10 protein-coding genes are annotated in these 11,146 nt (G+C 47.7%); 9 read left to right on the forward strand and 1 reads right to left on the reverse strand.

Annotated features, from left to right (window positions below):
• From ACNA7P_RS10315 to ACNA7P_RS10350, 8 genes are all read left to right on the forward strand, one after another.
• Positions 1-1,799, forward strand: a 1,799-nt coding sequence (locus tag ACNA7P_RS10315; protein WP_416258549.1) for a bifunctional aconitate hydratase 2/2-methylisocitrate dehydratase, incomplete at its 5' end; no start/stop codon positions are given.
• A 262-nt stretch (positions 1,800-2,061) separates the two neighbouring features.
• Entirely contained in the window at positions 2,062-2,307 is a 246-nt protein-coding gene (locus ACNA7P_RS10320; protein WP_416258550.1) for a type II toxin-antitoxin system Phd/YefM family antitoxin, read from the forward strand.
• 13 nt (positions 2,308-2,320) lie between these two features.
• Complete coding sequence (locus tag ACNA7P_RS10325; protein ID WP_416258551.1) at positions 2,321-2,671, forward strand: type II toxin-antitoxin system RelE/ParE family toxin; 351 nt, start codon at positions 2,321-2,323, stop codon at positions 2,669-2,671.
• A 17-nt stretch (positions 2,672-2,688) separates the two neighbouring features.
• Positions 2,689-4,389 (forward strand): gamma-glutamyltransferase, encoded by a 1,701-nt coding sequence (gene ggt, locus ACNA7P_RS10330; RefSeq protein WP_416258552.1) that lies wholly within the window; start codon positions 2,689-2,691, stop codon positions 4,387-4,389.
• Positions 4,390-4,465: 76 nt separating this feature from the next.
• The gene (locus ACNA7P_RS10335) at positions 4,466-6,478 is read left to right on the forward strand and encodes an acyltransferase family protein (protein WP_416258553.1); all 2,013 of its coding nucleotides are present in this window, start codon (positions 4,466-4,468) and stop codon (positions 6,476-6,478) included.
• A 1-nt stretch (position 6,479) separates the two neighbouring features.
• Positions 6,480-8,015: a S10 family peptidase gene (locus ACNA7P_RS10340; protein ID WP_416258554.1), complete on the forward strand. Its 1,536-nt coding sequence runs from the start codon at positions 6,480-6,482 to the stop codon at positions 8,013-8,015.
• Between the two features lie 132 nt (positions 8,016-8,147).
• Positions 8,148-9,065, forward strand: coding sequence for a glycosyltransferase family 2 protein (locus tag ACNA7P_RS10345; protein WP_416258555.1), 918 nt, complete (start codon positions 8,148-8,150; stop codon positions 9,063-9,065).
• Positions 9,066-9,160: 95 nt separating this feature from the next.
• A complete protein-coding gene (locus tag ACNA7P_RS10350) occupies positions 9,161-10,066 on the forward strand; it encodes a Dyp-type peroxidase (RefSeq protein ID WP_416258556.1) in 906 nt (301 codons plus the stop codon).
• A gap of 19 nt (positions 10,067-10,085) precedes the next feature.
• Here ACNA7P_RS10350 and argR read toward each other — a convergent pair whose 3' ends face one another.
• Positions 10,086-10,550, reverse strand: a complete 465-nt coding sequence (gene argR, locus ACNA7P_RS10355) for a transcriptional regulator ArgR (protein ID WP_416258557.1) — start codon at positions 10,548-10,550, stop codon at positions 10,086-10,088.
• A 181-nt stretch (positions 10,551-10,731) separates the two neighbouring features.
• Between argR and ACNA7P_RS10360 the strand changes: the two genes are divergently transcribed.
• On the forward strand, positions 10,732-11,146 hold a 415-nt coding region (locus ACNA7P_RS10360; protein WP_416258558.1), incomplete at its 3' end, for a lactate/malate family dehydrogenase.

Raw genomic sequence — 11,146 nt, forward strand, 5'->3', positions numbered from 1 at the left:
GTATTTGTATTGGCGGTAAAGTAGCACCTATCTTCTTCAATACCATGAAAGATACTGGAACTTTGGTATTCGAAGCCGATGTAGACCAAATGAATATGGGTGATGTAATTCACATTTATCCATACGCAGGAAAGATTGAAAACGAAGCCGGCGAAGTAATCGCTGAATATGAATATGCTTCCGATGTAATTATCGATGAAGTACGCGCTGGCGGCCGTATCAACCTTATCATTGGCCGTGGTTTAACCACTAAAGCTCGTGAATCTTTAGGTTTGGGCCATCACGATTTATTCCGTGCACCAGAGCAGCCAAACGATAGCGGTAAAGGTTTTACCCTAGCGCAAAAAATGGTAGGTAAAGCGTGCGGCATCGAAGGTGTTCGCCCAGGTACTTACTGTGAGCCACGCATGACCACGGTAGGATCGCAAGATACTACCGGCCCAATGACTCGTGATGAGCTAAAAGATCTCGCGTGTTTAGGCTTTAATGCTGATTTGGTAATGCAATCATTCTGCCACACGGCCGCTTATCCGAAGCCAGTAGATATCGATACCCAGCACACGTTGCCAGATTTCATTATGAATCGTGGCGGCGTATCGCTACGCCCAGGTGATGGCATTATCCACAGCTGGTTAAACCGCATGTTGTTGCCAGATACCGTAGGTACGGGTGGCGATTCGCATACTCGTTTCCCACTGGGTATCTCGTTCCCTGCAGGCTCAGGCTTAGTAGCCTTCGCTGCAGCTACCGGTGTAATGCCGTTAGATATGCCTGAATCTGTATTGGTACGCTTCAAAGGCAAAATGCAGCCGGGCGTTACCCTGCGTGATTTGGTACATGCCATTCCTTTATACGGTATCAAGCAAGGCCTACTTACTGTGGAGAAACGCGGTAAGAAAAATGCCTTCTCTGGCCGCATCTTAGAAATCGAAGGGTTAGATGATTTAACTGTTGAGCAAGCGTTTGAGCTTTCTGATGCCTCGGCAGAGCGTTCAGCTGCAGGTTGTACAATTAAGCTTTCAGAAGCATCAATTGCGGAATACCTTCGTTCAAACATTACCATGCTACGTTGGATGATGGCTGAAGGTTACGGCGATGTGCGCACGCTTGAGCGCCGCGCGCAGAAAATGGAAGAGTGGTTGGCGAACCCAGAACTAATGCAAGCCGATAAAGATGCGGAATATGCAGAAGTTGTGGAAATCGATTTGAATGAAATCGTAGAGCCAATTCTTTGCTGCCCGAACGATCCTGATGATGCGAAAACCTTATCAGATGTTGCTGGCGATAAAGTAGATGAAGTGTTCATCGGTTCTTGCATGACCAACATTGGCCACTTCCGTGCGGCTGGTAAATTGCTTGAGCAAAACACCAAGCCACTGAACACGCAATTGTGGATCGCGCCACCAACGAAGATGGACGAAGCGCAATTGATGGAAGAAGGTTACTACAATATTTACGGCCGCAACGGTGTGCGCACTGAAATGCCTGGCTGTTCATTGTGTATGGGTAACCAAGCGCGCGTGAAAGCCGGTGCGACTGTGCTTTCTACTTCAACGCGTAACTTCCCGAACCGTTTGGGTGATGGTGCAAACGTGTACCTTGCTTCTGCCGAGCTTTCTGCAGTAGGCGCGATTTTGGGCAAAATCCCAACCCGCGAAGAGTATATGGAATACGCACAAAACATCGATGCGATGGCTGGCGAAGTGTATAAGTACTTAAACTTCGATCAAATGCCTGATTTCCGCGCTGCGGAGCAAAAAGCTAAAGACAGCATTATTCCTACGATTAATGTTGCTTAAGGATTGTTGCCTAAGGATTGCTGCTTGAAGACTGTTGCGTAAGCAGAGTAATCAAGTGGTTGATGTAAATTTAGATTGGTAAGAACAAAGCCCAGTACTTATTTAAGTGCTGGGCTTTTTGCTTCTTGGGGCTTCAATCTTGTGAATTTATGACAAATGGTCTATAAATAGTTCATACTTGGACTGCCTTACTGTGTTCTACTTTGGACGGTGTTCTATTTTGCGCTGCGTTCTATTATGAGTAAGTGTTTACGAGGTTCTTATGCAAATTAAAACCATCAGTTATATAAAGCAAAATGCGGCAACTCTTGATGTTGAAGAACCTATTGTGGTTACCCAAGGTGGTACCCCGGTATATCGAATAGAATCAGAAGCGAGTGCGCGAATACGCGACGAAGGTATTGCGCTTCTTAAGCTTATGAACCTTGCTGAGCGGGATATTCGCGAGGCTAGAACTATCGGTGCAGATGAGCTTTTGCAGCGAGTAGGTTTGGATTCACAAGATTAGGATCTGAACAAATATGAATACAGCAAGAACGCGCGTAAATTACACGCCTGTTGCTCAAGTAACGCTAACCATTCTGATTCGTTACATGAACCAATTTATAGGCGAGGTAGAGGCTAGTGCAATCGTGCGCGAGTTGGTTTTAGCCACGGAAAACAAGTTAGCCAATAACCCGAAGCAGTTTCCGGTTTGCCCAGAGCTTGAAATGCTGGGCATTACTGATTATCGTGAATTCACCTACAAAAAATATAAAGTTCTGTTTCGATTGGATGAACCCCAGCAGGAAGCTAACGTAATGGCGTTTCTGCGCCAAAAACAAAGTGCGCAGCAATTGCTGATCGATTATGTAATTAAAGCGCCTACTTAAACACGCTGGAGATTACCATGCACTTATTTTTAAAAAAGGCAGCGGTTACTGCGCTTGTGGCAAGCGCTGCTTTTACGGCTGTAGCTGCGGATAGAATTACGGGCCACCATTTCGCTACCCGTTCGGAAGTAATGGCGCCGGAAGCGATGGCCGCCACCAGCCAAGGTTTGGCTACGCAAGTGGCACTCGATGTAATGAAGGCAGGTGGCAACGCCATTGATGCGGCCATCGCAGCAAATGCTGTATTAGGCTTGGTAGAGCCTACTGGTAACGGTATTGGCGGTGATTTATACGCGATTATTTGGCACGCGGAAAGTGGCCAACTCTACGGTTTAAATGCTTCTGGGCGCTCTCCTCAGAGTTTGTCGCTCGATTACTTCGTAGAAAATGGCTACGAAAGTATTCCACAGCGTGGTGTATTGCCAATCTCGGTGCCGGGCGCGGTAGATGGTTGGTTTGAAATGCATGATCGGTTTGGCTCTATGCCAATGCCGGATGTACTCGCCGAGGCAATTCACTATGCGGAAAATGGCTTCCCAGTTACCGAAGTAATTGCTTACTATTTCGGCACGAACGCAGCTGTGTTACAAGATTTCCCTGGCTTCCGTGATGTATTCATGAAGGATGGCAAGCCACCTCAAAAAGGCGATATGTTCCGCAATCCGGATTTAGCTAACACCTATAAGAAGCTTGCCAGCGGTGGGCGTGATGCATTTTATCGCGGTGATATTGCTCGCACCATCGGTGAGTTTGTGCAAGAACACGGCGGCTTTTTAACCTATGAGGATATGGCTGCGCATTATTCGGAGTGGGTAGATCCGGTATCTACCAACTATCGTGGTTACGATTTGTGGGAAATGCCACCGAACACGCAAGGTATTGCTGCGCTGCAGATTCTCAACATTTTAGAGCAGTTTGATATAGCCGAAATGGGTTTCGATAGCCCCGAGTACATTCACCATTTCGTGGAAGCGAAGAAGTTGGCCTTTGAAGACCGTGCGAAATTTTATTCTGATACGGCCTTCAACGATATTCCAGTAGATTGGCTGATTTCCAAAGAATATGCCCAAGAACGCGCTCAGCTGATTAACCCAGAGCGCGCAGGCCGCAGCTATGAACCCGGTAATCCGCCGATGACCGGCGATACGATATACCTTACTACGGCTGATAAGCATGGCAATATGGTGTCTTTAATTCAAAGTAATTATCGGGGTATGGGTTCTGGTATTACCCCAACAGGCTTAGGCTTTGTGCTGCAAAATCGGGGTGAATTATTTGCGCTTGAAGAAGGGCACATGAACGTGTTCGAGCCGGGTAAACGGCCATTTAACACCATTATTCCGGCGTTTGTTACCAAAGATGGCAAGCCGGTAATGAGCTATGGCGTTATGGGCGGCGGCACGCAGCCACAAATGCATGCGCAGATTCTGATTAACATTCTTGATTTTGGCATGAACTTACAAGAAGCAGGCGATGCGCCACGAATTTTGCATTCGGGCTCAAGCCAACCTACCGGAGAAATCATGACCGATGGTGGCGTGCTCAGTTTAGAAAATGGCTTTTCCGATAATACTCGCCGTGAGCTCACCAAAATGGGCCATCGCTTACAAGAGGCGGTAGGGCCATTCGGGGGTTATCAAGCGATTTGGTATGATGAGCGTGGCTATTACATTGGCGCTTCAGAAAGCCGCAAAGATGGGTATGCTGCGGGATATTAATTCCCGAAATGGCTTTATTTGCTGAGCGTTACCCTCGCAGAAGCCGCGCTCGGGATGATCAGTAAGAGATGCAATCATGCAGTTTGATGTAACTAAATCGGGTTTTCGAAATGATATTAACGGCCTACGTGCGTGGGCTGTGGTGTCTGTGGTGCTATTTCATTTTTTAGTGCCCGGATTTAGTGGCGGGTTCACGGGCGTAGATATTTTCTTCGTGATTTCCGGTTACTTGATGACCGATATTATCGTAAGCGGCCTGAGCGCAAATAAATTCAGTTTTCGCTTATTTTATCTCGCCCGTGCTAAACGAATTATGCCAGCTTTGTATGTAATGCTGCTGCTTCTGCTCGCGGCTGGCTGGTTCTTTTTACCTACTCCTGATTATCAAGAACTCGCTTCACAAACCAGTTATGCAGTGGCATTTGTATCGAACATTGATTTTGCCGGAGCGGCAGGGTACTTCGATAGTGATGCTCATGAAAAATGGCTGCTGCATACGTGGAGTTTAGCGGTAGAGTGGCAGTTTTATTTGTTGTTTCCGGTTTTACTCTGGGCTGCATATCGCCTTTTTCAACGAAACCTTACCGCGTTGTTCTTAGTTTTATTTAGTGTATTTTTCATCTCACTAATATATAGCATTTACATTTCCCCGCGCGATGCGAATGCAGCATTTTATTTGCTACCAGCGAGGGCATGGGAAATGGCCGCAGGGGGCTTGGTATTTTTCCTCACTCGTTGGCAGGGGAGGCCCCGCTTCACTGCTACCGCAAAGAACGCAGCCTATGGCTTGGGCTGGCTGCTAATGGTGCTGCCGTTCGTTTTTTTCCATGCCGAACTCGTTTGGCCGGGAGCGTGGGCATTAATTCCAGTAGTAGGCACTATGCTAGTGCTTGCCGTTGCGCAACAGCAGAACATGCTAATTGCGCACCCTATAGCTCAATGGCTTGGCAGCCGTTCTTATTCGATTTACTTATGGCATTGGCCATTTGCTGTGCTGCTGTTTTTCGCAGGTATGCAAACATCGGTGTTAGCGGTAACGGCAGCAATTGCCGTGAGTTTGCTGTTCGGTGATCTTTCTTATCGATTGATTGAAAACCCAGTGCGCAATTGGTTTTATGGCCAACGAAAGCGGCAACTAACGGCGATTTTTATAGCTGCAATTATTATGGTTATGGTGCCAGCAAAGTGGGTACGAGCAGGTGATTTACCGAAACGATTGCCCGCGGAAGTGGAACAACTTACTGCGGCGGCTTTTAACGTGAACCCACAGCGTGATACCTGTACCCAATCAAGTGCCCTTGGCATGGCTGCCGAATGCACTTATGGTGGGCCAGAGTTAGGCTTAATTGTGCTGGGTGATAGCCATGCTGCTTCGATGATGTTGAGTGCCAAAGCTGCGCTACCAAGTAAAGATTTACATGTGCTGGATTGGAGCCTTACCGGGTGCCCCACAATCGAGGATATTCAATCGGCGCAGAGCTCGCGTTTTCGTTGCGAAGATTTCATTGATTACGCGCTTGCTCAGAGTACTAATTTGCCGGCACATATACCTCTGCTAATGGTGAATCGTTTCGCTCAATATGTAATTAGCCGAGATCCAGAGGAAGTAGATGGTGCAGATGAACGGCCTGAGTTCTATGTAAACGCGCCACATCGACATCGCGATGCTGCATTTTTTTCTGAGTTTACTACCGCGATTGTGGATACCGCTTGCGAGTTTGCCGAGCATCGGCCTGTGTATATGTTGAAACCAATTCCTGAAATGTTCGTAAGTGTTCCCCAACAAATGGCGCGTACGCGGTTATTTCAAGGTGAGGCTGAACGCGTAAATGTGCCATTGCAGCACTATTATGCACGGCAGCAGGTGATACTCGCCGCGCTAGAACAGGCAGCCACCGAATGTGGCGTGCGTTTACTCGACCCAGTGCCAATATTTTGTGATGATGCAGTTTGTTGGGGTGATAAAGATGGCACACCACTTTATTTTGATGATGATCATTTAAATGAATATGGTGCGAGCTTCTTACAACCTTTGTTCGCAGAAATATTTGCTACTTACCATAATAGTAACGAGAGTAACGAGGAATAATATGAACACCTTAAATAAAGGCGTGTTCTGGCTGGCCCTAGTGCTAGTGCAAGCTGGCTTCATGGCGCAAGCTATGGCGCAATCTAGCAATGAACATCAACTCAGTATTGCAATTGAAACGGTTGTAGAAACCGAGCATCGTGCGCAAATTAACGGCGAGCGAGTTAACTATAAGGCGTATGCAGGCACCCTTCCGGTGTGGAATGATGAAGGCCACCCAACAGCAACCTTGCAATACACCTACTACGAACGCCAAGGCGTGCGTAATCAAGAAAGCCGGCCATTGCTGATTTCCTTTAATGGTGGCCCAGGCTCTGCTTCGGTGTGGATGCACATCGCTTACACCGGCCCGAAAACCTTATTGCTCGATGAAGAAGGTTTTCCTACCCAGCCTTATGGCGTGCAGCAGAACCCCTATTCAGTATTAGATGTTGCCGATATTGTGTTTGTGAACCCGGTAAACACTGGCTATTCTCGAGTGTTGCCAGGCCCTGATGGCCGCATGCCTTCGCGTGCCGAGCAGCAAAAAATGTTTTTTGGCGTGAATGAAGATATTCGTTACCTTTCTGAGTGGGTAAATACCTTTGTTACGCGTTACAACCGCTGGCGCTCACCGAAGTTCTTAATTGGTGAAAGCTATGGCACTACCCGTGTAGCGGGTATGGCCTTGCAGCTGCAAAATGCACATTGGATGTACCTAAATGGCGTAATTTTAGTATCGCCAACCGATATGGGTATCGATCGTGATGGGCCAGTTAAAGCCGCCAACCGCCTGCCGTATTTCGCCGCAGCTGCATGGTATCACGGCCAGTTAGCCGATGATTTACAAGCAGGCGATTTATACGATTTATTGCCGAAAGTAGAAGAGTTCACCATTAACCAGTATTTACCTGCCTTAGCAAAAGGAGCTTGGTTACCAGCCGATGAAAAACAAGCCATAGCAGAGCAAGTAGCGCGCTATTCTGGTATTTCTGTTGAAGCTGTTCTGCAGAGTAACTTGGATGTGGATACGGCATTTTTCTGGAAAGAGCTATTGCGCCATGAAGGCCACACCGTAGGGCGTTTAGATTCGCGTTACAAAGGCTTGGATCGCAAAGATGTTGGCGTACGCCCAGATTTTAACTCTGAGCTTACCTCTTGGTTGCATTCGTTCACGCCTGCTATCAACTACTATTTACGTGAAGAGCTAGGCTTTAAAACTGATGTTTCGTATAACATGTTTGGCCCAGTGCGTCCTTGGGATCGCAGCGGTAACAATACTGGTGAGAACCTTCGCCAAGCGATGGCACAAAATCCGTTCTTAAACGTATTATTCCAATCAGGCTACTACGATGGCGCTACCAACTACTTCGATGCGAAATACAGCATGTGGCAAATGGATCCAAGCGGAAAAATGAAAGATCGCTTATTCTTTGAAGGCTACCGCAGCGGCCATATGATGTATTTACGCCGCGATGATCTCCGGCTTTCCAACGAGCATGTGCGTGATTTCATTCGTGCAGCATTGCCAGCACCTGGAACGCCAGCCAAGTACTAGTTACGCAATGCGTAGATGAAACCCGTGGCGTGATGGTGTAGCATCACAACACGGGTTTTTTTGTGCGTGGCGCTGAGTGCGAACTGTGCACAAGGGCAGTAGTAATTTAACTTACGCAACGAGATATAATACATGCAGGCAGATTCAGTGCGGGTAGCTCCGCAGCGTTGGTATCGTGGTATTCAAGGGCAACTGGCTCGTTTGGCAGTAAGCGGTGTGTTACCGATTCGTGGTTTGTATCCAAAACCAAAATCACGCTACCCGGGCAAAACGGGTAGGCTGCATTTAGAGATAGTGAGCCATTGTTGGCAGTATGCTCATCTGCAAGCATATCAGCTCAGCTCATTGGTGCAGCACCCACCGCGTGATATGGATATTACGATGACCGTGTATTACAGCGAAGAAGATACAAAAGCCGTAGAGTTACTTACGTTTTTTGCGCAACAGCAAGTGCCGAACGTGGTTTGGCAGTGGCGAGCATTACCGAAAGAGCAGCTGTTTCGCCGCGGCATTGGCCGCAACCATGCGGCGTTAAATAGCAGCGCTGATTGGGTGTGGTTTACCGATTGTGATGTGGTGTTTCATGCAGGCGCATTAGATAGCCTAGCGAAGGAATTGCAAGGGTGCGAAGCGCCGTTAGTGTTCCCACAAGAAGAACGGGTTACCTCGTTACTAGCGGAAGATGATCCGCTGTTGCAGAAAGCTGCCGAGCCGCAAATCGTTGCTCTTGATGGTACCGAATTCATCAGCAAGCAAATAACGAAGGCCACCGGACCCCTGCAAATAACCCATGGTGATGCGGCGCGAGAAATGGGCTATTGTGATGCCATGTCGGTGTATCAAACGCCGGCGGCTACTTGGCAGAAATGCTATGAAGATCGGGCGTTTCGTTGGCTGCTAAACAGCCAAGGCCAGCCAGTGAATGTGCCAGGTGTATATCGTATTCGGCATATTTTTAAAGGCCGCTATACCGGCTCGGCTACGAATACGTCATTACGCAGCCGCATTCGCCAAGTACAAACTTGGTGGCGTGATCGCAAAGATAAGTAGAAAATAGGTAAGCGTTTACCATAATGAAGATCATGGGTTCATAAGGACATAACATGGGTCAATTAATATGGGTCAATTAACATGGGTCAGTTAACATGGGGCAGTTAATTCGTTCACAAGCCGGTGTATGTGCCGAAGCAAGTTTGCATGCATTAGTGATGCTGATGCACGTTACTTCGGAAGATGTACGGAAAATTCGCCAAAAACTGGCGCAGTTTCCAATGCAAAGTACGCAGCTAGCGGATCGTTTCTCGGAAGCATTGCTTACGGCTACCCTTGGTGTTGGCGAACCCTATTGGGATGTACTGGCTCCGCAAAGCCGCCCTCAGGGCTTAAAGAATATTCCTGATTACGTGCGCAGTGAGCATCCGCTGCCGGTAACTCCTTTCGATTTAGTGATGGTAATTCGCTCTGATCGCGCCGATGCAAATTATTTAGCAGGCTTGCAGCTGTTGCACTGGCTTGATGATGTGGTGGTATTAGCCGAGCAGCATGCCCCGTTTCGTTGTTTAGATGGCCGCGATTTGTTTGGCTTTAAATACATGAACGAGCACATGGCAGGGCCAACCCGGCGCGAACGCACCTTGATTAGCGCCGAGCATGATCCGGAATTTGCAGGTGGTAGTTTCTTCTGGTTGTTTTTTAGTAAGCAAGATGTGCAGCGCTTTGCGGCCCTAACGCAAGCCGAGCAAGAACGCATTATGGGCCGCGATAAACTTTCCGGACGTATCATTAAAAGCAATAAAGAACCAAGCCATGCAGATAAAACGGCGGGTGATTTGTGGCGTTTGCACATGCCGTTCGGTGGCTTGCAGCGGCCCCAAGAAATGAGCTTATTGTTTGCCAACCAAGCAGATGTATTAGATAGCTGGATTCGTAATCGCTTTACGGTAGATGAGAAAGGGTTGGCTGATCCGCTGCTGGAATTCGAGAATGTGGAACATGCCAGTGCTTATTTTGCGCCACCGTTACAGTGGCTGGAACAGCTTGGCGGCCGCTGAACGGCCGGCGAATAGCAGGCTAATGGCTTTCAAATAAGCGCTGGATATTGGCTAAAGTTGCATCGATTTCGGTTACTTTTACCGGCGCAATGAAAATTGTATCATCGCCAGCAATGGTTCCTAGCACACCTTCTTTTCGCCCTACTGAATCGAGCAAGCGCGCAATGAGCTGGGCAGCACCCGGCGTAGTGCGGATAATTACCATTACATCATTGTGCTCTACATCCAGAACCAGCTGGCGCACTGAACTGCGTGCCGAAGGCATAGACAATTCTGGCGGTAAGCAATACACCATATCTTCGCGCGCATTACGAGCGCGCACAGCACCGAATTTACTGAGCATGCGGGAAACTTTCGATTGGTTCATGCCATCGAAGCCACGATCTTGCAACGCATCCACGATTTCCGCTTGTGATGCGTAGCATTCTTCTTTCAGTAGTTCGCGAAACGCTTCTATGAGCAAATCTTGTTGGTGAGCAGCCATACTTTTGTCTAATTGTTAATTTAATTGAATAGAAGCACAGTGTATCGGATTTTTTCCATAACACCTAGTTTTCCGAGTGTTTAACAGTGCTCTGCAAGGCGAATTAAACACGCGTTTTATTGTTTTTTGGGGCCTAATCGGCTAAGGTTTAGCCCCCGCAACAGATTGATTGGAGTGCATTATGAAAGTAACAGTTTTAGGCGCCGCTGGCGGTATCGGTCAGGCGTTATCTTTGCTATTAAAAACCCAGCTTCCAGCTGGTACAGACCTTGCCTTGTTCGACCTTGCGCCAGTAACGCCGGGTGTTGCTGTTGATTTGAGCCATATTCCAACCTCGGTAAGCGTAAAAGGTTATGGCAAAGAGAACTTAACTGATGCACTTGCAGGCGCCGATGTTGTATTGATTCCAGCAGGTGTTCCGCGTAAGCCAGGTATGGATCGTTCAGATTTGTTCAACATGAACGCTGGCATCATTAAAAATCTAGTTGAAAATATTGCTGATACTTGCCCGAAAGCATGTATCGGAATTATTACCAACCCAGTGAACACCACGGTAGCAATCGCTGCTGAAGTATTAAAAGCGAAAGGCGTTTACG

It is taken from the genome of Aliidiomarina sp. (genome assembly GCF_047920995.1).
Classification (GTDB): Bacteria; Pseudomonadota; Gammaproteobacteria; order Enterobacterales; family Alteromonadaceae; genus Aliidiomarina.

Coding starts and splice junctions, on each gene's coding strand:
- ACNA7P_RS10350 (WP_416258556.1), top strand. CDS start 9,161: ATGGGGCAGTTAATTCGTTCACAAGCCGGTGTATGTGCCGAAGCAAGT.
- ACNA7P_RS10345 (WP_416258555.1), top strand. CDS start 8,148: ATGCAGGCAGATTCAGTGCGGGTAGCTCCGCAGCGTTGGTATCGTGGT.
- ACNA7P_RS10340 (WP_416258554.1), top strand. CDS start 6,480: ATGAACACCTTAAATAAAGGCGTGTTCTGGCTGGCCCTAGTGCTAGTG.
- ACNA7P_RS10320 (WP_416258550.1), top strand. CDS start 2,062: ATGCAAATTAAAACCATCAGTTATATAAAGCAAAATGCGGCAACTCTT.
- ACNA7P_RS10335 (WP_416258553.1), top strand. CDS start 4,466: ATGCAGTTTGATGTAACTAAATCGGGTTTTCGAAATGATATTAACGGC.
- ggt (WP_416258552.1), top strand. CDS start 2,689: ATGCACTTATTTTTAAAAAAGGCAGCGGTTACTGCGCTTGTGGCAAGC.
- argR (WP_416258557.1), bottom strand. CDS start 10,550: ATGGCTGCTCACCAACAAGATTTGCTCATAGAAGCGTTTCGCGAACTA.
- ACNA7P_RS10325 (WP_416258551.1), top strand. CDS start 2,321: ATGAATACAGCAAGAACGCGCGTAAATTACACGCCTGTTGCTCAAGTA.